Source organism: Pseudomonas sp. B34(2017) (genome assembly GCF_002112915.1).
Taxonomy (GTDB): Bacteria; Pseudomonadota; Gammaproteobacteria; order Pseudomonadales; family Pseudomonadaceae; genus Aquipseudomonas; species Aquipseudomonas pharyngis.
Genome location: NZ_NEJA01000004.1, coordinates 449525 through 470401, shown reverse-complemented (window position 1 = coordinate 470401; position 20877 = coordinate 449525). Strand labels below are relative to the sequence as shown.

The window sequence follows — 20877 nt, the reverse complement described above, 5'->3', positions numbered from 1 at the left end:
GGCACACTCACACCCTGAGGTCAGAACCACAATGAACAAGCACATCGGCACCATTGCGCGTTGGCGCATGCAGATCTTCGCTGTCACCTGGCTCGCTTACGCCGCGTTCTATTTCACCCGAAAAGCCTTTTCGGTGGCCAAACTGGGCATCGCCGAAGACCCGAGTTTCACCCTCGACAAAATGGCCATGGCCAACCTCGACGCGATTTACCTGGCGGCCTACGCCATCGGCCAGTTCACCTGGGGCATGCTCGCCGACCGCTTCGGCCCACGGGTCGTGGTGCTTGGCGGGTTGCTGATTTCCGCTGCGGCGGCGCTGGTGATGGGCAGTTTTGCGACCTTGCCGATTTTCGCCACCTGCATGCTCATTCAGGGGCTGGCGCAGTCCACCGGTTGGTCGGGGTTGTGCAAGAACCTCGGCAGTTTCTTCCCTTCCGAACAACGCGGGCGTGTGCTCGGGTTGTGGAGTTCCTGTTATGCATTTGGCGGTCTGGTGGCCTCGCCGTTCGCCGGTTGGTGGGCGTACACGCTGATCGGTTCGTGGCACGCGGCGTTCATTTCCAGCGCGGCGGTGGTCGCGGTGGTGGCGGTTTTGTTCTTTATCTTCCAGCGCGACAAACCGGAAGACGTCGGCCTGCCCGCCGTGGAACCGGAGCCGGTGATCAGCACCGAAGAAGCCGAGGCCAACAGCAAACTCAGCGTCTGGGAGCCGCTCAAGGAAATCCTCCGTAACCGCACGGTGCTGGTGCTGGGTCTGGCGTATTTCCTGCTGAAACCGGCGCGTTACGCGATTCTGCTGTGGGGCCCGGTGATTGTGTTCGAGCAGATGCCTTCGGTCGGCAAGGTCGGTGCGGCGATCATTCCAACGGCATTTGAACTGGCGGGCCTGCTGGGTCCGATCATGATCGGCCTGGCCTCGGACAAACTGTTCGGCGCCCGCCGCATGCCGGCCTGCGTGTTGAGTCTGCTGGCGCTGACCGTGACCCTCGCGCTGTTCATGGGCGCCTTGCACACCGGCAGCGTGATGCTGGTGGTCGCATTGTTGTTCGTGATGGGCCTGACCCTGTACGGCCCGGACTCGATGATCAGCGGCGCGGCCGCCATCGATTTCGGCAAGGCCAAGGCTGGTGCCACGGCGGCGGGATTCGTCAACGGCTGCGGCTCGGTCGGTGCTGTGCTCGGTGGTTTGCTGCCGGGTTACTTCGACTCGGTGACGGTGTTCATCGTGTTCGCCGGTTGCGCGCTGTTTTCGGCGCTGGTGCTGATTCCGCACTGGAACAGCCGCCCGGTCGGCGTCATGGAACCACGTGCCTACGTGCCCAACCGCGCCCTGACGATCAAACCCCTGCGTAACTGAAAACCCTCGCCTCGCGGCCTGCTGCGGCACTCGCGGCAGGCTGTGCCGTGGCCGACTGACTGGAGAATTTTCATGAGACCGTTTTGGCTGGAGCAGGCTTTGCAGCTCGACACGTCCGAACCATGCCCGCCGCTGCAAGGCGAGGTGCGCACCGACGTGTGTATCGTCGGCGGCGGTTACACCGGGTTGTGGACGGCGATCATGCTCAAGCAGCAGAACCCCGAGCTCGATGTGTTGCTGATCGAAGCCGACATTTGCGGCGCCGGCGCCAGTGGGCGCAACGGCGGTTGTGCGCTGTCGTGGTCGGCGAAGTACTTCACTCTGGAACGACTGTTCGGCGTCGAGGAGGCGGTGCGGCTGGTCAAGGAATCCGAGCGCAGCATCCACGCCATCGGCGAGTTCTGCGAGCAGTACGGCATCGACGCCGATTACCGCCTCGACGGCACGCTTTACACCGCCACCAACCGCGCACAATGCGGCTCGACCGATGCGGTGATTGCGGCGCTGGAGCGCAATGGCATCAACTCGTTTACCCAGCGGCCGGTCGCCGATGTACAGCGCATGGCCGGATCGGAAAAACATCTGGAAGGCTGGTTCTCGCCGGCCGCCGCCAGCGTGCAGCCGGGCAAACTGGTGCGCGGCTTGCGCCGGGTGGCGTTGCAACTGGGCGTGCGGATTCATGAAGGCACGGCGATGACCGGGCTGGAGGAGGGCCGGCCGGCGCGCCTTCACACGGCGAGCGGCCGGGTGACCGCCGACCGCGTGGTGCTGGCGATGAACGCGTGGATGGCCCGCGCGTTCCCGCAGTTCGAGCGCAGTGTGGCGATCGTCTCCAGCGACATGTTGATCACCGAACCGCGTCCGGATCTGTTGCAGGAAATCGGTTTGACCAGCGGCGTGACCGTGCTCGATTCGCGGATTTTCGTGCACTACTACCACAACACCCCGGACGGTCGGATCATGCTCGGCAAGGGCGGCAATACCTTCGCTTACGGCGGGCGGATGTTGCCGGTTTTCGACCAGCCCTCGCCCTATACCGGGTTGCTCAAGCGCAGCCTCGACGACTTCTTCCCGGCCTTTGCCGATGTGAAAGTCGACGCAACCTGGAACGGCCCCTCGGATCGCTCGGTCACCGGCCTGCCGTTCTTCGGCCGGATGAGTGCCAGCGGGAATGTGTTCTACGGTTTCGGTTATTCCGGCAGCGGTGTCGGGCCGTGCCACATGGGCGGGCAGATTCTCGCCTCGCTGGTGCAGGGCCTCGACAACCCGTGGACGCGTTCGCCACTGGTCAACGGGCCGCTGGGTTACTTTCCGCCGGAGCCGATCCGCTACCTCGGCTCGCTGATGGTGCGCAACGCCATTCGCCGCAAGGAGCGCGCCGAGGATCACGGTCGGCGGCCCCGGCATCTTGATGTGCGTCTGGCGAAATTCGCAGCGGCGGCGGGCAAGGCCGACAAGGCTTGAGCGTCAGCGCGGTGGGGCGGAGCGGTTGAGCAGCCAGTCGAGCAAGAGGTCGTCGTCGGGCTCGGCTTCCGTGGGCTGCGACGCTCGGGGGCGGCAGGCGTCGAGGCAGAGGATCGGTCGGTCGGGATCGCTGTCGAGAAAACTGACCCAGACTTCGCTGCCGGCGCAGGGAAGATTTTCCCGAGGTACGCAGGCGTCGGCATGGGGCATGACCAACGGCAGCCACAACCCTTCGCTTGCGCCGTCAGGTGAATGTTCCGGCCATAACCGGACGGCCATGCGTCCCTGATCGTCCACCTGCGCCGGTTGCCCCGGTGCACCAAGCAATTGCGCCGGGTGATACCCCGGAATGCGCGGACGCGGTTGTTTCGGCGGCGGGCGAAACGGGGTCGACCAGGGCAGCGCCGAGAAGTCGTTGTGATACCGGCGAACCGTGGGTACCGGATCGAGAATCGAAGGTTGCTGGCCCTGATGACGCAATTCGGTGATCAGCCACTGCTCGTTGAAGGCGTTCACCGGGTGCTCCGTGACTTGCAACAGGCGTCCGCTGAGCAGGCGCAGACAATCGCTGCGGCCCTGAATCGAGCGCGACCGGCAGCGTTGGCGCTCGAGTAGACGGCGACTGCGCTGGGTGGCGTGACGTTGCGCAGTTGGCAGAGACTCCTGTGGGGCGACGGCACTGCCCAGCGTGTGATTGGCGGCCTCCTGACCCTTGATCGGTTGCCCTCGCTCTCGTACGCCGGCAGGCATCGGAGGCAATATCGCCTCATGCCGCTGGGACAGGCTGCTGAGGCCGCTGGTTGGCGCATCGAGTTGGGTGTTGAAAGGAATCGCCGTCAGTTGCTGTGGCAGGCTCAGGCTGTCATCGGCGAACACCACCACATGGCCGTCCGGCTGATGTTCGAAGTGGTAGTGAATGCCTTCCTCTTCGCAAAGCCGTTGCAACAGGGCCAAATCGGTTTCGTCGTACTGAATGCAGAACGGACGCGGCGGATAGTGGCCGACGGTCATCTCGATCCGGTAGCTGTGGGCAGGCAGGTGATGTTCGCTGAGCAGTTGCTCAAGGATGGCCGGCACGCTCAGTTGCGTGAATACCCGGCGTACGGGATGTTGCTCCAGCGTTTGCAGATGCGGCATCAGCACCAGTTGGTAGGCGATCCGGTGCGTTGCGCGATGTTCGCAGCTGGCACTTTGAATGATGCCGTGAACTCCGTGGTCGTCGTCCAGATGCAGAAACGCCGTCTGATGCAGCAACGTGCCGGGTGACCAGGCGGGCGCCAGGCCCATGACCTCGATCTCGAACCGATAGGGCTGATTCAACGCTTCATGACCGCTGAAGCGCAGGACCGGCAGGCTAATTCCGCCTTCGGCCAGGGTCAGCGAAAACGGACTTTCCTTGTCATTGAGCATGTGGGTCGGGCTCTGTCAGGCAATACGGGCGAAAGAGGGTACGAAAACGCGACGTTGATTGGACGTGGCAAACCGGTTTTTCAGAATCGCCCTACAAGGCGCGTAGAAGATGTCGATCCGCAGCGGATTTTTTGGTCGATTGCCGACTTTAGGCCGTATAAACTTGCCGCCATGCGTCGGCCAATAGATGTCTCGGCGCCACAGATCAAGAGAGTGAGTAATGGGCGCACAGTGGAAGGTTAAACACAAAGAAGCGGCAGCCAATGCCAAGGGCAAGATCTTCGGCAAACTGGTGAAGGAAATCACCATTGCTGCGCGTAACGGTGCCGATACCGCCACCAACGCACACCTGCGTCTGGTGGTCGAACAGGCCAAGAAAGCCTCGATGCCCAAGGAAACCCTGGACCGCGCCATCAAGAAGGGCGCAGGCCTGCTGGGCGAAACCGTTCAGTACCATCGCGTGACCTACGAAGGCTTCGCGCCGCATCAGGTGCCGCTGATTGTCGAGTGCGTCACCGACAACATCAACCGCACCGTGGCGGAAATCCGCGTGGCGTTCCGCAAGGGTCAACTGGGTGCTTCCGGTTCCGTTGCCTGGGACTTCAACCATGTCGGCATGATCGAAGCGTCGCCGGACACCCCGGACGCCGATCCGGAAATGGCCGCGATCGAAGCCGGCGCGCAGGATTTCGAAGCGGGCGAAGAGGGTGCGACCCTGTTCCTGACCGATCCGACCGACCTCGATGCCGTGCAGAAAGCCCTGCCGGAACAAGGCTTCACCGTGCTGTCGGCCAAACTCGGCTACCAGCCGAAGAACCCGGTCAGCGGTCTGAGCGACGAGCAGATGGCTGAAGTCGAGGCGTTCCTCGAAGGCCTGGACAACCATGACGACGTGCAGGACATGTTCGTCGGTCTGGCCGGCTGACAACCCAAAAAATCGCAGCCCTCGGGCTGCGATTTTTTTCAGGCGTGCTGTAACGCCTGGCTGATCTCGCCGAACCCCGGCCGCGCCAGCACGTCCGGCTGACAGCACTGCTGTTCCAGGGCCTCCAGCGCCTGACGTTGTTCATCACTCAACCCCGAGTCGATGCGCGCCAGCAGTTCCCCCAGCAGAATCCCGAATGCCCGCACTTCGAGGCGTTGCAGCGCACGGGTTTCAGGCGTGTCCGCCGTGGCATGGAATGACGCCGCGCCAAAATCCCCCAGCAGACAATCGCCCTGATCGTTCAACAGAATGTTGTGTCCGTAGAGATCGCCATGGGTGATGCCGTGACGGTGCAGATGCCCGGCGACCGAGGCGATGCCCCGGGCAATACGCAGGGCGACGTCGGCACTGAAGCGGCAATCCTCGGCATACACATCCCGTGAACAGGACGCCAGGCTCGGCAGCCCGGCCAGGTTGCGGTAGCTCGGATCAATCAACTGCATCACCAGACCTTGCTGGCCATCGGGATGCTGGTCGATTCGGCCTTCAACGCGGATCAGGTTCGGGTGCAGCCCGGCGGTGATGCACGCGTTCATTTCATGCAGCGGCGAGCCGTCGCTGGTCATCTCGCCCTTGTACAACTTGACCGCCACGGGCGTGGCCGGCTGATTCGCAGGCTGCCACTGTGCCCGGTAAATCACCCCGGAAGCGCCTTCGCCCAGCCGTTGCTCCAGCTGCAGCGCCGACCAGTCGATCAGGGGCGCGTTGTTGAGCGCGTCGGCATCGGCTTCGGTTTCCAGCGGATTGCCGGCGTAGGCCAGCCAGGTCAGGCTCGGCAAGGTCAGCAGCCATTGCGGCAGCTCGGTCAACTGGTTGGCGGCAATACGGATCAGTTCCAGCCGATGGCACTGGCTCAGTGACGGCGGCAGCGTGCGCAGGCGATTGCCGGCGAGCATGAGCTTTTGCAACAGCGGACGCTCGCCCAGTTCCGTGGGCAGGGTTTCGATGGCGTTGTCGGTCAGGATCAGCCAGCGCAACTGCGGCGGCAGCGCCGCGCCGGGCACCTGAGTGATCCGGTTGGCCTTGAAACCGATCATCGTCAGCGTCTGACACTGGCCCAGGCACGCCGGCAACCGGGTGAACTGATTGTCCGAGCAGAACAGCACGCGCAGGCGCGTCAGACGATGCAAGTCGTCCGGCAGACTGCTCAGGGCATTGCCGCTGAGGTTGAGCACTTCCAGCGTGTCGGCCAGGTTGAAAATCTCCGGTGGAAATTCGCTCAAGCCTTCAGCCAGATCCAGCCGGGTGATGCCCGACAGTTCGCCGGCGCGCAGTTGTGCAAGGGTGTGCATGAAAAGGATCGCTATCTGGAAGGCGCCCGAGCGCCGGAAATGGGCGGCATGATAACGGCAAATCAGCCCGGTTCGTGCACTTCGCGCAATTGCCCGAGCCGGCTGCGGGTGCGGGCCAGATCGATCGCCTGGCCGCCGAGGCTTTCACGCAACGGGAGCCGGCCGAGCAGGGTCAGGTGCTTGTCCTGATCGTAGAGCACGTCGATCAGGTTGATGAAGCGCTGCTGGGCTGCGATCGAACATTCGCCCAACTCCGGCAGCTCATCGATGATCCAGTGGTCGAAGCGCCGGCACAGTTCCAGATAATCCATCACGGCGGTGGGCTGTTCGCAGAGGTCGCTGAAAGTGAAACCGACGCGTCGGTCTTCGCACAGTCGCGCCTGCAAATGGCGGCTGCCGACTGCCAATGGCAACGGCGTGGTGCCGAGTGGCGGCAGCTTCAAAGCCTGGCGCTGGGCCGGGGTGGCCGGCCAGACGTAATAGCCTTGGGTGAACACCTGATGCGCATGCCGACGCGCCTGGCTGCGGTAATCGTGCGGGCCGCCGACTTCCATGACCTGCATGCGCGCGTTGATCAGGTCGATCACCGGTTTGAACCGCGCGTGGTACAGCGGGTTGGGCAGCAAGCCTTCGGGCGGGTAGTTGGAGGTCACCAACAGCAGGATTCCGCGCCTGGACAGCGCCTTGAACAAGCGGGTGATGAGCATTGCATCGCCGATGTCATGCACATGAAATTCATCGAAACACAGCACCCGACAGTCCATCAGCAACGCATCGAGAGTAACGGCCAAGGCATCGTCGCAGTCACGATGCTCGAACATGCCTTGGTGCAACTGGGCGAAGAACCCATGGAAGTGCAGACGGCGCTTTTGCGCGATCGGCAACGCCTCGAAGAATCCGTCCAGCAGCCAGCTTTTGCCGCGCCCGACCGCCCCGTGCAGATACAGGCTGGGCGGGGTTTGCGCAGGGGTGCCGAACAACAGGCCGGCCTGCTGCGCCATGCAGTCGATGACCCGCTGCTGGCTGTGGCTGAGGGTGTAGCCCTGGCCGTGGGCCTTTTGCCGGAAATAGTCACGCACCGATTGCGCGCTGGCAGCGCATTGGCCCGCCGCGGTACTGGAGCGTTTGCCGAAGAGGCGGCGCAAGGCTGACCAGCGATGGGTCAGACGCGAACGTTCGGTCGGTCGGGCGGGCACTGCAATCACTCCGTCATCATCGGGCCGGCTCCCCGCGAGCGCGGCGGCGTAGTGTAACCAGACGGGTAGTTTTGCTTCCACTGCGCTTTATCGTTTTTCCAGACAGTAATCTGCGGTGTGTACAGGTTTTTTCAACATTATGAATCGACCTGTTGCCAACCTTTCGAAACAATTCCCGGCGGGTGACTGGATCCAATCGACTGGCGCAATCGGTGTCCGTTGCTAACCTGAAACACTGTAACGGCAGATACGCCGTCGCGATCAGGGAGCGGGCGGTGAAAGCAGGGATGGTCTGGGCATTGCTGGGCGGGCTCGCGGCACCGGTCCACGCCGCCGATCTTCAGGTCGAGGTGCGGGTCGATGTGCAGCGCGGTTGCCAGTTGGTTGGCCAGCAACGTGAAGCCGGTATCGAACAACTGGGCGTACTCGACTTCGGCACCACGGCGCGGCTCGGCGACCGGGACGGGCCACTCGGAGCGGCGCTGACGAATTCGCGCCTGCCGCGTCTGGAATGCAACCCGGACACCCCGTACCAGTTGCGTGTCGATGGCGGCCTGCACGGTGGCGTCGGTGAGGTGCGCTATATGGTGGGGGAGGCCGGCAGCAAGCCGATTCCTTATCGCCTGTATCAGGACGCTGCGCGGCGGGTGCCGCTGGTGGTGGATGTGCCGGTCAGTGGCCGGGTGCCGGACAGCGGCACGGTGGACTTGCCGCTATACGGGCGGATCGAACGGATGGCAGAAGTGCCACGGGTCAGCCGGTATTCGGATCTGGTGAAGGTGACGGTCACTTGGTGATCGCGGCGTTTTTTCAGCCATCCGCTGGATCCGGGTGGCGCAGGGAAGGGCGTTCAGTGATGAGCGCAATGTTCGAGTGATCCTGAAGGAGTAGGCGCTCAATGATGGGCAGACACGGGCGGGTCATCGCCATAGCCACGCTGCTTATGTTCGCCGAGGTCGCGCCAGCGGCAGTCAGTGGGCAGATCGTCGCGCGGCTGACGTTGATCGCCGGCTGCGAAGTGACCAACGCCTCCAGCCCCGCCAGCCCGGTGGATGGGCTGGGCTCTCTCGATTTCGGCCAGCAGGGCCCGACCTGGAACGCACCGATCAAGGCCAGCCTCAGTGAAGCAGGCAGTGGCCAGCTGAATGTCGCCTGCAACCCTTCGGTCACCGGGTTCACCGTGACCATCGACGGCGGCACCCATGGCGACGGCACCACACGCCGCCTGAGCAACGGGCGCCAGACACTTCCCTATCAGCTGTTTCTCGATGCCTCCGGCAGCCAGAGCTACAGCATTGGTCAACAACACAATTTCGCTGTCACCAGCGGCGCACAGATACCCATTCCGGTATTTGGTTCGGTGGTGGCGAACACCCGTGCGGTACCGGCCGGTGTCTATACCGACACCCTGACGGTGACGCTCGACTGGTAACCCCGTAGAGGACGGACACCATGCGTACGATTGCATCAAGGATAGGTTTGTCGTTGCTCGGCCTGACGCTCGCTTCCAGCGTCAATGCCGCCACCACGGTCACCGGCCAGATCACTTCCAGCCTGACCCTGATCAGCAGTTGCCAGGTCAACGGTTCCGGCGGTTCTACCGGGCTGAACTTCGGTGCGTTGAACTTCGGCACCGCCAACAGCCTGTTCACCACGGCCACCGGGCAGGTGTTGGGCGGCGGGGGCGGGGCCCTGTCGATCCTGTGCTCGGCCGGCACCACGCCGACGGTCAAGGTCCGGGCCGGCGCCCATGACGGGCTCTCGCCGGGTGGCACTCGCGCGTTGTATGACGGAGTGGCCAATTACGTGCCGTATGACCTGTACACCGACGCCGGGCACTCGCAATTGCTCGCCATCGACGGGGTGATCAACCTCGCGGCCAGCACCGGTGTGGCGCAGACCGTGAACATCTACGGTCAGGCGGTGGGCAAGGCCGGGCTGCCGGCGGGTACTTATACCGACACGATTTCCGTTGAACTGACGTTCTAGCGCCATGGGCCGGCATGGCTGTGCTTCGCTGCTCCTGCTGTGTGCGGGCAGCTTGCCGCTGCCGTTGGCGGCGGTCACCAGTCAGAGTTTTCAGGTCAGTGCCACGGTGACGCCGGGCTGTCTGGTGGTGGGGGGCGTATCGAACTATGGCGGGCTGAATTTCGGTTCGCGGTCGGCGCTGGCTACCGGCACGGTACAGGTCGCGTTGACCGGTGGCGTGACTCTGCAATGCACGCCGGGGGTGGCGCTGAACATGACGGTCGATGGCGGCCAATACAACAGCGGCGGACGACGCATGCAGATCAGCGGAGGCAGCGCGAAGGTAGCGTATGCGCTGTTTCGCGATGCGGCGTACAGCCAGAGCCTGGGCATCGGCCAGAGTGTGGCGGTGGCCTACAGCGACGCGAACAACATCAGTCTGCCGATCTACGGGCAGGTGCAATTGCCGGGCAATCAACCCGGGGGGACATACAGCGATGTGTTGCAGGTGCAGCTGTCGTGGTGATGTGAAATGACAAGGAGCAGGTTTATGGGGTTTTTCACGTCACGCTATTCGTTCGCGTGTTGCGCCGTGCTGGCGCTGGTCATGTTCGGGACGCTCAAGGCCCAGGCCGCCAGTTCGGTGCTGATCTGGCCGATCGATCCGGTGTTGGAGGCCGATCAGCAGGCCAGTGCGCTGTGGCTGGAAAATCGCGGCACGGAAACCGCCAACCTGCAGATCCGCGTGTTTGGCTGGAGCCAGAGCGGTTTCGAAGAGCAATACCGCAATCAACGCGAGGTGATCGGCAGTCCGCCGGTGGCGAAGATCGAGCCGGGTCAGAAGCAACTGGTGCGCCTGACCCGTACCAAGGACGTGCCGCCAGGCCAGGAGCTGGCGTACCGGATCATCATCGATGAAATCCCCTCGGCCCAGCCGCCCGTCGCCGAAGACGGCAAGACCGCTGCGGCGATCCGCTTCCAGATGCGCTACTCGGTACCGCTGTTCGCCTATGGCGCGGGTTTGTGGAGCAAGGAGGACAGCGCCCGCCAGCGTGATCCCAAGGGCATCGGCCTGCCGCAATTGAGCTGGCGCACGGTGGCGGTGGAGGGCCGTCCTTATGTGGAAGTGCGCAATCAGGGCGCGGTTCATGCGCGGCTGACCGATGTCGCCATCAAGCAGGGTGGCCAAAGCAAACCGTTGGCCGAGGGTCTGCTCGGTTACGTATTGCCCGGCGCGGTGATGCGCTGGCCGGCACCGGGGCCGGTGGCGGGAGAGCTGGCGGGACGTATCAATGGCGCGGCCAAGGTGCAGAGCATTCCGCCGGCGCGATAGCCGTAGTGAGCCATGTCGAAGTGTTCAGGCTTCGGCGCCAGCGGTTTCAGGAGGAATCAGTCCATTGACGGACGTAACACGCTAATGAGTCCGGGATGGGCTCGCCGTATTCAGCGTCCGTTGTGGCTCATGACCGGCGCGTGGTGCCTGATGTTCATTCATCCATCCGGGGCCGGTGAACTGCCGCCGCCTCCCAGCGGCATGGAGGCCGTGAGTGATGCACAGTTGTTTCTGGAACTGGTGGTCAACCAGATGAATACCGGTCGGGTGGTGGCGGTGGAGCAGCGCGGCGGGCGCCTGTTCCTGCCGGCCAGCGTATTGCGCGACACCGGCATGAAGCTGCCGGAAGAGGCCGGTGCCGAAGTCGATCTAGACGGCCTGCCGGGCCTGCACAGCGATTACGACAGCGTCAGCCAACGCTTGCTGCTCGACGTGCCGCCGGACTGGCTGCCGGAGCAGTTTATCGGCAACCGCGAAGTCTATCCGCGCACCCCGGCGCTGAGCAGTTTCGGCGCGTTGTTCAACTATGACCTTTACCTTAATGACACCGACGACGCCGGCACTTACCTGGCGGCGTGGAACGAGGTGCGGCTGTTCGACAGTTGGGGCACGTTATCGAACACCGGACAATATCGCCGTACGTTGTCGGGAGATGCGGTCAGCACGCTGGACAACGGCTATCTGCGTTACGACACCACCTGGCGCTACTCCGATGATGAACGGATGTTGACCTACGAGGCCGGGGACGTGGTCAGCGGCGCCTTGCCCTGGAGCAGTTCGGTGCGGCTGGGCGGCGTGCAGTTCTCACGGGATTTTGCGGTGCGTCCGGATCTGGTGACCTATCCGCTGCCGCAGTTCGCCGGGGAAGCGGCGGTGCCGTCCTCGGTGGATCTGTTCATCAACGGCTACAAGTCCAGCAGCACCGACCTGCAGCCGGGCCCGTACACCCTGACCAACATTCCGTTCATCAACGGCGCTGGCGAAGCGGTGGTGGTGACTACCGATGCGCTGGGCCGGCAGGTGTCGACCACGGTGCCGTTCTACGTCACCAGCAGCCTGTTGCAAAAGGGTCTGAGCGATTTTTCGGTGGCTGCCGGTACGTTGCGCCGGGATTACGGCCTGAAGGATTTCAGCTACGGGCCGGGCGTGACTTCGGGCAGTCTGCGCTACGGCGTCAGCGACACCTTTACCCTGGAGAGTCACGCCGAAGCGGCGGATTCCCTGACCCTAGGGGGACTGGGTGGCAACCTGCGGCTGGGCAATTTCGGGGTTCTCAACAGTGCGATCAGCCAGAGTCGTTTCGACGGCGACGGCGGTCAGCAACTCAGCCTCGGTTATCAATACAGCGGCCAGCGCTACAGCTTTTCCTATCAGCGTCTGCAACGCCGCAATCGCTATGCCGACCTGACGGTCGTGGACAGTCCCTACACCACACTGAGCCGGCGCAGTGAACAGGCGACCCTGAGCCTCAACCTTGAACGCTGGGGCAGTCTCGGCGTCGGGTATTTCGATATTCGTGCGGCGGACGAAACCCGTACGCGGCTGCTCAACCTGAGCTGGAGCAAACCGCTGTGGCGCAACAGCAGTTTCTACCTGTCGGCCAACCGCGAAATCGGTGACAGCAACTGGGCGGTGCAGGCGCAACTGGTGATTCCGTTCGACCTGCGCGGCAGCCTGGCCATCAGCAGCGAACGCAGCAAGACCGGGCAGACGCAGCAGCGGGTCAACTACAGCCGCGCTGTGCCGTCCGAGGGCGGAGTGGGCTTCAATCTCGGCTACGCCAAGGGCGACGGCGCCGATTACCGCCAGGCCGATGTGACCTGGCGCCTGCAATCGGTGCAACTGCAGGCCGGCGTCTACGGGACGTCCGACGCCGAAACCCGTTGGGCCGATGCCAGCGGCTCGCTGGTGTGGATGGATGATCAAGTGTTCGCCGCCAACCGCATCGACGATGCGTTCGTGGTGGTCAGCACCGACGGCTACGCGGACATTCCGGTGCGTTACGAGAACCAGCAAGTCGGCCAGACCGACCGCAACGGCCACTTGCTGGTGCCGTGGAGCAGCGCCTATTACCGCGGCAAGTACGAAATCGATCCGCTGAACCTGCCGGCCAACGTGCGCAGCCCGAATGTCGAGCAACGTGTCGCCGTACGCCGGGGCAGTGGCTATCTGCTGGAGTTTCCGCTGAGTCGGGTGATCGCCGCGAGCATCGTGCTGGTGGATGCGCAGCAGAAGGAGTTGCCGCTGGGCAGTGGCGTGCAGCACGAGCAGAGCGGCACGCGAACGGTGGTCGGCTGGGACGGGCTGGTCTATCTGGAAAATCTCCAGGCACAGAATTCGCTGCGGGTGACTCTCGCGGATGGCAAGAGCTGCCAGGCGCAATTCAGCGTCGATCTGCAGCAGAACGAAGTGCCGCTGATCGGCCCGTTGGTGTGCCAATGATCCGGGCGCGGTTTGTTTTGTGGCTGCTGTTGCTGTTGCCGGGACTGGCGCAGGCGTTGTGTTCGGTGGTCACCACCACACCGGCCGGGTTCGGGAACATCAGTTCGATCGCCGTGCGCACCACCTCGCAACCCAGTTCTACCCTGAACGGAGGCTTGAGTTGCACCGGTTCGCTGCTGTCGCTGTTGACCAACAATGATCATTTCTGGGCCACCGTCACCTCGACCCAGAGCGGTTTGCTCGGGCCCTCCGGCGACGTGATCGGTTACACGATCTACGCCAACAACAGTACCAGTTACCCGCTGACCCGAGGCACCGCCTATGACTTCGCCCGCAACGGCATCATCGACGCCCTCGGTTTGCTCAGCGGTACGGTGCCGAAAACCGTTCCGCTCTACTTCGGCACCACCATCGGCAGCAACGTGGCGGCCGGGGTGTATACCGAGACCCTGAGCATTTTCTGGAACTGGAATTATTGTTCGGGCATCGGTGTCGGCGGGCTTTGCCTGGGCCGCGACATCAACAGCGGTACCACGACACTGACGGTCAACCTGACGGTGTCCAACGATTGCACCATCACCGCGCCGAACATCGCTTTCGGCAGCGCGCCGGTGGTCAGTGCGTTCACCCAGGTTACGGGGCAAACCATCAACCTCGCCTGCACCAAGGGCAGTGCCTATACCGTAGGGCTGAATGACGGGCAGAATGCGCTGAGCGTCGGCGGACGACGGCGGATGATTTCCGGCAGCAACTATCTGGCCTACGACATTTTCAAGAGTGCCGGGACCACCCGTTGGGGCAGTGTCGGCGCGGCTCGTCGGGCCAGCAGCGATGCCGAGGTCAATCCCGGCAACGGCCTGGGCACCGGTAGCCAGATCTTCAATTACAACGCGAAAATCTACACCGACCAGACCACGCCGCCCGCCGGAACCTACCTGGACAATGTGGTGCTGGATGTCGGGTTCTGAACCGGCTAGAAGCTCAGCGATTGCTTGAGCATTTTCGCCGCCGGGGTATCGGTCGGGCTGACCATCGCGTAGTTGTAGCCCTTGCCGGACCAGTACTCGGCCTGCAGATCCCCGTCCTGGCGGCTGCCCCGTGGCAGGAAGGTATTTTTCGGTCCCGGTGGACGCACATAGAAACTGACCTTGTGCCCGCTCTGGTCTTCATACATCACCATCGCCGCCGGGCCTTCATCGGTGCTCAGCAGACGACCGCTGACCGGTGCAAACCCGGCTGCCGTCAGGTCCGGCAGACGATTGGCCTGAGTGAAATAACGGTCGAGCCAGCGCTGGATGTCACCGTCGCCATCGACCTTGTAGTCCGCCGGCAGAAGCCCTTGCTGGGCGATCAAACGGTACGCCTGCAAGGCATCCGTCATCGGCGCCGGAGGATGAAACACGGTCATGTCCCGGGCCTTCCAGCCACCGACACCGCCGAGGCTGACGGCAATCAGCAACACCGCCGCGCTGGCCCACTGGCGGCGCGATTGGCGTTTGAGGCGCTGACGGATCAGCGCCGGATCAAGGTCGGGATTGGCCGGCTGTTGCAAGGCGCCGCCGAGGGCGGCACGCAGGTGCTGGGCGCCCTGTTGCCAGGCGCGAACCTGCGCCGCTTCGTCCGGGTGACTGGCGAGCCAGGTTTCCAGCACATGCCGGTCGGCCTCGCTGAGCTGGTGGTCGACGTAGGCGTGCAGGTCACGTTCGTTGGGGGGCAGACTGATCATTTGAGTATCCGCAAGGAAGGGCTGCTGATTTCCCCGTCGCTGAGCTGGCGCAGGGCCTGGCGAGCACGGGACAGGCGCGACATCACGGTGCCGGTGGGGACGTCGAGAATCTCGGCGACCTCCTTATAAGTCAGGCCTTCGACCGACACCATCAGCAGCAGCGCGCGCTGTTCGGTGGGCAGTCGGTCAAAGGCCTGCAAGGTCGATTGGGCAATCACGGTGCGTTCCACCGAGGGCTCGGCGTCATCGCGGCCGGTGAAGAATTCGAGCATCCGCGCATACCGCCGCGAACGCCGATGCGCATCGAGAAACTGCCGGTACAGGATCGAAAACAGCCAGGCGCGCAGATCGCCGTCGGCGCGTTTGTCGCCCCAACCCGACAGCGCGCGCTCCAGACTGGCCTGTACCAGGTCGTCGGCGCTGCTGCTGTTGCGTGTCAGCGACACGGCAAAACGCCGCAATCTGGGGATTATTTCTCGCAGTTGTTCGTCGAATTCGCTCATGAAGTTCTGCTAGTCGCTACGCTGTGGACTAGGAAGACGCCCGGCATTGGAGGTTATTCCACGTTCTGAAAAATAAATACCGGGCCGTGGAATAAATCCCGATGGCGTGCGTCTTGCTGATTCTTCCTACTTGTGGCCGATGGCCCTGGAGTGCTTCATGGTTGATCGCAGTTCATCGCCCGGCGGGCCACAACGCCCGCCACTGAGTGCCGCGAGCCTGGTGTTGCGTCTTGGCGGAATCGCCGTGGTAGTCGCAGCCCTGGCCGGGGCGTTTGCCTACGTTCATGGTTCATTTGACCCACAACGCCTGACGCCAAAAGCGCTGGTCGATGTGCTGGAAAAGAACAACGGCGTGCATCCGGGCTTTCGCCGCAATCACGCCAAAGGTGTGTGCGTGATCGGACATTTCGAGAGCAGCGGCGAGGCTCGCTCGTATTCTGTCGCGCAAGTGTTCAACGAGCCGCGCACTCCGGTGGTCGGGCGCTTTGCGTTGCCAGCCGGCAGTCCGTATGCGCCGGACAGCGCCGTACCGATCCGCAGTCTGGCGCTGCGTTTCACTCAGGCCAACGGCCAGCAGTGGCGCACCGGGATGAACAGCATGCCGGTGTTCCCGGTTGGCACGCCCGAGGCGTTCTATCAGTTGCAGCAGGCGCAATCGCCGGATCCCGCCACCGGTAAACCGGACCCGACCAAGGTGCCGGCATTTTTTGCCGCACACCCGGAGGCCGTGCCGTTTCTGACCTGGATAAAAACCGCCAAACCCTCGGCCAGTTACGCGACGGAAACCTACAACAGCGTCAACGCGTTCTATCTGGTGGATGCCAGCGGCAAGAAGCAGGCGGTGCGCTGGAGCATGACGCCTCTGGCCCAGGACGCTGCCGGTGCGACCGCGCCTGAAGGTAGCGATTTCCTTGAAAAAGACCTGGTGCAGCGCCTGGCGGAAGGGCCGTTGCGCTTTCAGTTGAACATCACCTTGGCCAACGCCGACGATCCGGTGAACGATGCGAGCAAGACCTGGCCCGCCGGCCGCAAGATGTTGAACGCCGGCACCCTGGTGCTGGAAAAGACCCAGCCGCAGCTCAGCGGCGAATGCCGTGACATCAACTACGATCCGCTGGTGCTGCCGGCCGGCATTCAGGGTTCCGACGATCCGCTGCTGGCCGCGCGCTCGGCCGGTTACGCCGATTCCTACCTGCGTCGCACCAGCGAAGTCAGCCAACTGCCAACCGGCAAAAAGGAGGCTCGCCCATGAGCACGCAACCGACTCATTTCAATCCGCTGGCGCGGTTGCTGCACTGGTTGATGGCGTTGATGATCATCGCGATGTTGTTCATCGGCGCCGGTATGGTGACCTCGGTGTCGGCGCGGCATGAATGGTTGATCAACCTGCATAAACCGTTGGGCATCGCGATACTCGCTTTGGTGATCGTGCGCATTCTGGTGCGACTGGGCACCCGTCAGCCGCCGCTGCCGGCGGATCTGCCGGGCTGGCAAGTGATGGCGGCCAAGGCCTCTCATCTGTTGCTGTACGCGCTGATGCTGGTATTGCCGCTGCTCGGCTGGGCGATGATCAGCGCGGCGGGGGATCCGGTGATGCTCGGCACGTCCCTGCAATTGCCGTCGATCGTGCCGGCGGATGCGCAGGTGTTCGCGTTGCTGCGCAAGGCTCACGGGTATCTGGCGTATCTGCTGTTCCTCACCGTGCTGCTGCACCTGGCGGCGGCGCTGTTCCATGGCTGGGTGCGCCGCGACGAGGTGCTCGACAGCATGCTGCGGGGACGCAATCGCGGTTGATCGTGTGTCAGTCCGACGTGGCGAGGGCGCAAGCCGCCTCGCCACGTTTCCGGGTGGCCAGCGTTCGCCACCAGTACAGCAACGCGACCATGTTGATTGCGGCACCCAGCCAGCAGACGCCCGGCCATCCTGCCCAGGCGTACATGGCCGTCGAGGCGATTGAGCCCAAAGCGCTGCCAATTGAATAAAACAGCATGTAGCCGGCGGTCAGTCGGCTCTGCGCCTCCGGGCGGACGATGTAGATCATGCTCTGGCTGGTGACGTGCACGGCCTGCAAGCCCAGATCCAGGGTGATGACGCCAAGCAGCAGCGCCCACAACGAAGACTGGGTCAGTGCGATCGGCAGCCACGAGCCCAGCATCAGCAGCAGCGACAGACCGCTGACCCATTGCCCCCATCCTCGATCCGCCAGATGTCCGGCTCTGGCGGCGGCGAGTGCACCCGCCGCGCCGGCGAGTCCGAACAATCCGATCTCCCTGTGGGAAAGCGACAGCGGCGGGGCGGCCAGCGGCAACACCATCGGCGTCCACAGCACCATGGCGCTGGCGAAGGTGAGCAGGGCGAGGATTGCTCGTTGGCGCAACACCGGTTCCTCACGAAAGAGGCTGAACACTGAGGCGATCAATGCCACGTAACGTGTGGTCGGCCGTGCGTCTTCATCTTTGGGCAACACCCGAAACAGCAGCGCGGCCATCACCAGCGTCAACCCCGCCGACAGCAGATAGATCGAGCGCCAGCCGGCCAGATCAGCCATGCCGCCGGCCACCGTGCGCGCCAGCAGAATGCCGACGACGATGCCGCTGGTGATCACGCCCACAACCTTTCCCCGTTGTGCCGGGACGGCCAGAGTCGCGGCGTAGGCGACCAGCACCTGGGTGACCACGGCCAGCAGGCCGGTCAAAGTGACGCCGATCAGCAGCCAGGCGCTGTTCGAGGCCAAGGCGATCATCAGCAGGGCCGCGGCGGACAACAGTGTTTGCATGACGATCAGCCGGCGGCGGTTGAGCAGGTCGCCGAGGGGTACGAGCAATAACAGCCCGAAGCCGTAGCCGACCTGGGTCAAGGTCATGACGATGCCGATGCTGCCCGGCGAGATCTCGAAGGCTTCGGCCATCGCATCCAGCAGCGGCTGGGCGTAATACACGTTGCCCACCGCGAGGCCGCAAGCGATGGCGAAAAGCAGTACGACACCTTTATCGAGTGTTGCAGTTTTCATGTCCCGGGTCCTTTCAGGTTTCAAGTTGAAACTTGAATGACGGTAAGTAATCCGGTTTTTATTTGCAACCTGATTGAGTAAAAGTCGGCGCAAAAAAAAGATCGCAGACAGGCTGCGATCTTTCGTGAAGCGAAAATCCGAGGGGATTAGCGCAGGGTGTCGACCATGTCCGCGATGGTGGTCAGCACGTCCTTGCCCAGTTGCTTCGATCGCTTGCCCGACCAACCGGTGAACGGGTTCGGCGCATCATCGTGATCCTTGAACGGCATTTCCAGGGTCAGCGACAGGCAGTCGAACTTCTGGCCGACGCTGTTGCAGGCCAGAGTCATGTTGGCCTGACCCGGTTCGTCGCGGGTGTAGCCGTACTTGGTCTGGAAGTCTTTGGTGGTGTGTTTCAGGTGGCTGCGAAAATGCTCTTCGAGCTTCTCCAGGCGCGGGGTGTAACCCGGGTTGCCTTCGCAACCGGCAGTGAACACGTGGGGAATTTCTTCGTCGCCGTGTACGTCGAGGAACAGATCGACGCCGTACTTTTCCATTTGCTGTTGTACGAAAAGTACTTCGGGGGTGACTTCCTGACTGGCGTTCTGCCAGGCGCGGTTCAGGTCCTGGCCCATGGCATTGGTGCGCAAGTGACCGTGGAAGGCTCCGTCCGGGTTCATGTTCGGTACCAGGTACAGATCGGCGCTGGCCAGCAGTTTGTTCAGCACCGGATCGTCATGATGTTCCAGGCGTTCGATCACGCCTTCCATGAACCACTCGGCCATGTGCTCGCCGGGGTGTTGCTGGGCGATGATCCAGATCTTGCGGCGACCTTCGGCGCCAGTGCCTTTGCGCAGCAGCTGAATGTCGCGGCCTTCGACGCTTTTTCCGGTGGCCAGCAGTTCGGTGCCGGCCTTGGTCAGCGCCTGCTCGATCAGCCAGTCATGACGGCCACGGCTGTAGGGCTCGAAGTAGGCGAACCAGGCGTGGGTCTGCTCGGCTTCGAGGCAGAAGCGCAGGCTGTCGCCTTCGAATTGGGTCGGAATGCGGAACCAGTTGACGTGATCGTAAGAGGCGACCGCCTGATAGCCGGTCCAGGCCTTGTTGTAGGAGGACTGACTGGCGTTGACCAGTCGGAACCAGTGTTCCTGATGAACGTGCAGGCCGCTGGCCTTGAAGTGGAACCACTGGAAATGGCCGCTGCGGGTATCTGGCCGAATTGCCAGAACCGGGTTGAGCGGGTTGCTGATGTCGATGACTTGGATGTTGCCGCTGTCGAAGTTGGCGCTGATGTCGAACGAAGATTTGGCCACGGTCATAATCGATTCCTGAATATGATTTTTATGGCGGCTACTTTACACGCAAGACAGGGGTGAAACCGAGGGAAATTGCGGGTTGCGGCGGGGGGCGTCTTCCGTGACGCGGATGCAGCTTAGTGGCTATGCGATTGATTCTCAAGTGCTAATTGGCATTACTTTGCCCCAATGCGGCCGGGGTTCGCTTGCCAGGCAATATTCTTTTGATATTATCCGCGCCATCGAATTTGCGGCACCCAAAGACTTCATTAGCCTGAAGCCACAAGCCAGAAAACTGGCAAAAAAAAGACCCGGCAAAAAGCCGGGTCAAAAACCGTGATTAGCCTGATGAGGAGATAGTCCAGAAGACCGACCTAAGGTCTCTGGTCCATCGACTGATCTCGCGACCAGCTGCTTGCAATAATAATCATTATCATTTGCAAGTCAAATGTTTTTATCTGCGCGATTGGAAAGTTCTTTCCTGTCCGTCCGAACTCCCGTCTTCAGCGAACCGCGCCATCGAGCGAGTGATCGACCATCGCTCGTGCCATGTCCACCATGTGCACGACCGAAAACGCCAGATCCCGATTGACGCCCTGTAAGCCATCCGCAGCCTTGAACGCCGTGGCTGCTGCGCATCGCAGCAGGTCGGAGGCGTGGACCAGGGATTCTTCGCCACTCAGGTTGCTGTTCACGCCGAAGAAGCGTTCCTCTGCATCCGGTTCTGACACAGCTGGTTTCAAGTAATAGTCCAACGCCCGTTGCGCAGCGGCACACCCTTGCGGGGAGGTGAAGGTGGTATCCATTTGCAGGTCGGGCAAGTCTTTGCTGGTGATATTCATGGTGAAAGGTCACTCCTTGGTCGATTCAAATCCGTGACCCAAGAATAGTACTATCAGTATTTGTGACCAGAATTT

The 20877-nt window shown here is 62.6% G+C and carries 21 protein-coding genes; 13 read left to right on the top strand and 8 right to left on the bottom strand.

What is annotated here, in order from left to right; all coding sequences use genetic code 11:
• The first annotated feature begins 31 nt into the window (after window positions 1–31).
• The gene (locus CAF80_RS15580; RefSeq protein ID WP_039767549.1) at window positions 32–1357 is read left to right on the top strand and encodes an MFS transporter; all 1326 of its coding nucleotides are present in this window, start codon (window positions 32–34) and stop codon (window positions 1355–1357) included.
• Between the two features lie 66 nt (window positions 1358–1423).
• Window positions 1424–2821, top strand: coding sequence for an FAD-dependent oxidoreductase (locus CAF80_RS15575; protein ID WP_170928287.1), 1398 nt, complete (start codon window positions 1424–1426; stop codon window positions 2819–2821).
• A 3-nt stretch (window positions 2822–2824) separates the two neighbouring features.
• On the opposite strand, the gene CAF80_RS15570 is transcribed toward CAF80_RS15575, so the two are convergent.
• On the bottom strand, window positions 2825–4231 hold the full coding sequence (locus CAF80_RS15570) for a type VI secretion system Vgr family protein (protein ID WP_074689030.1): 1407 nt from the start codon (window positions 4229–4231) through the stop codon (window positions 2825–2827).
• Window positions 4232–4451: 220 nt separating this feature from the next.
• Here CAF80_RS15570 and CAF80_RS15565 point away from each other — a divergent pair, with 220 nt between their 5' ends.
• Window positions 4452–5156 carry a YebC/PmpR family DNA-binding transcriptional regulator gene (locus CAF80_RS15565; RefSeq protein WP_011335021.1) on the top strand — a complete coding sequence of 235 codons (705 nt, stop codon included), beginning with the start codon at window positions 4452–4454 and terminating at the stop codon, window positions 5154–5156.
• A gap of 38 nt (window positions 5157–5194) precedes the next feature.
• Here CAF80_RS15565 and CAF80_RS15560 read toward each other — a convergent pair whose 3' ends face one another.
• Together CAF80_RS15560 and zapE are read right to left on the bottom strand one after the other, a co-directional pair.
• The gene (locus CAF80_RS15560) at window positions 5195–6508 is read right to left on the bottom strand and encodes a leucine-rich repeat-containing protein kinase family protein (RefSeq protein ID WP_085667508.1); all 1314 of its coding nucleotides are present in this window, start codon (window positions 6506–6508) and stop codon (window positions 5195–5197) included.
• Window positions 6509–6570: 62 nt separating this feature from the next.
• The gene (gene zapE / locus CAF80_RS15555; RefSeq protein WP_085667509.1) at window positions 6571–7704 is read right to left on the bottom strand and encodes a cell division protein ZapE; all 1134 of its coding nucleotides are present in this window, start codon (window positions 7702–7704) and stop codon (window positions 6571–6573) included.
• Between the two features lie 287 nt (window positions 7705–7991).
• Here zapE and CAF80_RS15550 point away from each other — a divergent pair, with 287 nt between their 5' ends.
• From CAF80_RS15550 to CAF80_RS15520, 7 genes are all read left to right on the top strand, one after another.
• Window positions 7992–8501 carry a spore coat U domain-containing protein gene (locus tag CAF80_RS15550; RefSeq protein ID WP_039767541.1) on the top strand — a complete coding sequence of 170 codons (510 nt, stop codon included), beginning with the start codon at window positions 7992–7994 and terminating at the stop codon, window positions 8499–8501.
• Between the two features lie 101 nt (window positions 8502–8602).
• Window positions 8603–9136 (top strand): spore coat U domain-containing protein, encoded by a 534-nt coding sequence (locus CAF80_RS15545; RefSeq protein WP_039767539.1) that lies wholly within the window; start codon window positions 8603–8605, stop codon window positions 9134–9136.
• A gap of 20 nt (window positions 9137–9156) precedes the next feature.
• Entirely contained in the window at window positions 9157–9693 is a 537-nt protein-coding gene (locus CAF80_RS15540; protein WP_039767536.1) for a spore coat protein U domain-containing protein, read from the top strand.
• A gap of 4 nt (window positions 9694–9697) precedes the next feature.
• Entirely contained in the window at window positions 9698–10198 is a 501-nt protein-coding gene (locus tag CAF80_RS15535; RefSeq protein WP_074689022.1) for a spore coat U domain-containing protein, read from the top strand.
• Between the two features lie 24 nt (window positions 10199–10222).
• Window positions 10223–11005 carry a molecular chaperone gene (locus CAF80_RS15530; protein WP_039767533.1) on the top strand — a complete coding sequence of 261 codons (783 nt, stop codon included), beginning with the start codon at window positions 10223–10225 and terminating at the stop codon, window positions 11003–11005.
• Between the two features lie 84 nt (window positions 11006–11089).
• On the top strand, window positions 11090–13447 hold the full coding sequence (locus CAF80_RS15525) for a fimbria/pilus outer membrane usher protein (protein WP_085667510.1): 2358 nt from the start codon (window positions 11090–11092) through the stop codon (window positions 13445–13447).
• The gene (locus tag CAF80_RS15520) at window positions 13444–14415 is read left to right on the top strand and encodes a spore coat U domain-containing protein (protein ID WP_085667511.1); all 972 of its coding nucleotides are present in this window, start codon (window positions 13444–13446) and stop codon (window positions 14413–14415) included. The genes CAF80_RS15525 and CAF80_RS15520 overlap by 4 nt, the downstream gene beginning before the upstream one ends.
• Window positions 14416–14420: 5 nt before the next feature.
• On the opposite strand, the gene CAF80_RS15515 is transcribed toward CAF80_RS15520, so the two are convergent.
• Window positions 14421–15173: an anti-sigma factor gene (locus tag CAF80_RS15515; protein WP_085667512.1), complete on the bottom strand. Its 753-nt coding sequence runs from the start codon at window positions 15171–15173 to the stop codon at window positions 14421–14423.
• A complete protein-coding gene (locus tag CAF80_RS15510; protein ID WP_085667513.1) occupies window positions 15170–15676 on the bottom strand; it encodes an RNA polymerase sigma factor in 507 nt (168 codons plus the stop codon). Before CAF80_RS15510 ends, CAF80_RS15515 begins: the two co-directional genes overlap by 4 nt.
• A gap of 157 nt (window positions 15677–15833) precedes the next feature.
• Here CAF80_RS15510 and CAF80_RS15505 point away from each other — a divergent pair, with 157 nt between their 5' ends.
• A complete protein-coding gene (locus tag CAF80_RS15505; RefSeq protein ID WP_074689016.1) occupies window positions 15834–16928 on the top strand; it encodes a catalase family peroxidase in 1095 nt (364 codons plus the stop codon).
• Complete coding sequence (locus tag CAF80_RS15500) at window positions 16925–17470, top strand: cytochrome b (protein ID WP_011335009.1); 546 nt, start codon at window positions 16925–16927, stop codon at window positions 17468–17470. Before CAF80_RS15505 ends, CAF80_RS15500 begins: the two co-directional genes overlap by 4 nt.
• A 7-nt stretch (window positions 17471–17477) precedes the next feature.
• Here CAF80_RS15500 and CAF80_RS15495 read toward each other — a convergent pair whose 3' ends face one another.
• Window positions 17478–18686 carry an MFS transporter gene (locus CAF80_RS15495; protein ID WP_085667514.1) on the bottom strand — a complete coding sequence of 403 codons (1209 nt, stop codon included), beginning with the start codon at window positions 18684–18686 and terminating at the stop codon, window positions 17478–17480.
• A gap of 146 nt (window positions 18687–18832) precedes the next feature.
• Window positions 18833–19984: a M14-type cytosolic carboxypeptidase gene (locus CAF80_RS15490; protein ID WP_074689012.1), complete on the bottom strand. Its 1152-nt coding sequence runs from the start codon at window positions 19982–19984 to the stop codon at window positions 18833–18835.
• 97 nt (window positions 19985–20081) lie between these two features.
• Between CAF80_RS15490 and CAF80_RS28640 the strand changes: the two genes are divergently transcribed.
• Window positions 20082–20300: a hypothetical protein gene (locus CAF80_RS28640; protein WP_134333879.1), complete on the top strand. Its 219-nt coding sequence runs from the start codon at window positions 20082–20084 to the stop codon at window positions 20298–20300.
• Window positions 20301–20463: 163 nt separating this feature from the next.
• Here CAF80_RS28640 and CAF80_RS15485 read toward each other — a convergent pair whose 3' ends face one another.
• Entirely contained in the window at window positions 20464–20802 is a 339-nt protein-coding gene (locus tag CAF80_RS15485) for a DUF6124 family protein (protein WP_039767517.1), read from the bottom strand.
• Window positions 20803–20877 lie beyond the last annotated feature (75 nt).

Bases quoted from the DNA above. Each gene is read 5' to 3' on its own strand.
- CAF80_RS15580 (WP_039767549.1), top strand. From the start codon at position 32: ATGAACAAGCACATCGGCACCATTGCGCGTTGGCGCATGCAGATCTTC.
- CAF80_RS15490 (WP_074689012.1), bottom strand. From the start codon at position 19,984: ATGACCGTGGCCAAATCTTCGTTCGACATCAGCGCCAACTTCGACAGC.
- CAF80_RS15570 (WP_074689030.1), bottom strand. From the start codon at position 4,231: ATGCTCAATGACAAGGAAAGTCCGTTTTCGCTGACCCTGGCCGAAGGC.
- CAF80_RS15520 (WP_085667511.1), top strand. From the start codon at position 13,444: ATGATCCGGGCGCGGTTTGTTTTGTGGCTGCTGTTGCTGTTGCCGGGA.
- CAF80_RS15565 (WP_011335021.1), top strand. From the start codon at position 4,452: ATGGGCGCACAGTGGAAGGTTAAACACAAAGAAGCGGCAGCCAATGCC.
- CAF80_RS15495 (WP_085667514.1), bottom strand. From the start codon at position 18,686: ATGAAAACTGCAACACTCGATAAAGGTGTCGTACTGCTTTTCGCCATC.
- CAF80_RS15510 (WP_085667513.1), bottom strand. From the start codon at position 15,676: ATGAGCGAATTCGACGAACAACTGCGAGAAATAATCCCCAGATTGCGG.
- CAF80_RS15515 (WP_085667512.1), bottom strand. From the start codon at position 15,173: ATGATCAGTCTGCCCCCCAACGAACGTGACCTGCACGCCTACGTCGAC.
- CAF80_RS15485 (WP_039767517.1), bottom strand. From the start codon at position 20,802: ATGAATATCACCAGCAAAGACTTGCCCGACCTGCAAATGGATACCACC.
- CAF80_RS15530 (WP_039767533.1), top strand. From the start codon at position 10,223: ATGGGGTTTTTCACGTCACGCTATTCGTTCGCGTGTTGCGCCGTGCTG.
- CAF80_RS15500 (WP_011335009.1), top strand. From the start codon at position 16,925: ATGAGCACGCAACCGACTCATTTCAATCCGCTGGCGCGGTTGCTGCAC.
- CAF80_RS15540 (WP_039767536.1), top strand. From the start codon at position 9,157: ATGCGTACGATTGCATCAAGGATAGGTTTGTCGTTGCTCGGCCTGACG.
- CAF80_RS15560 (WP_085667508.1), bottom strand. From the start codon at position 6,508: ATGCACACCCTTGCACAACTGCGCGCCGGCGAACTGTCGGGCATCACC.
- CAF80_RS15550 (WP_039767541.1), top strand. From the start codon at position 7,992: ATGGTCTGGGCATTGCTGGGCGGGCTCGCGGCACCGGTCCACGCCGCC.
- CAF80_RS15525 (WP_085667510.1), top strand. From the start codon at position 11,090: ATGAGTCCGGGATGGGCTCGCCGTATTCAGCGTCCGTTGTGGCTCATG.
- CAF80_RS15545 (WP_039767539.1), top strand. From the start codon at position 8,603: ATGATGGGCAGACACGGGCGGGTCATCGCCATAGCCACGCTGCTTATG.
- CAF80_RS15535 (WP_074689022.1), top strand. From the start codon at position 9,698: ATGGGCCGGCATGGCTGTGCTTCGCTGCTCCTGCTGTGTGCGGGCAGC.
- CAF80_RS15505 (WP_074689016.1), top strand. From the start codon at position 15,834: ATGGTTGATCGCAGTTCATCGCCCGGCGGGCCACAACGCCCGCCACTG.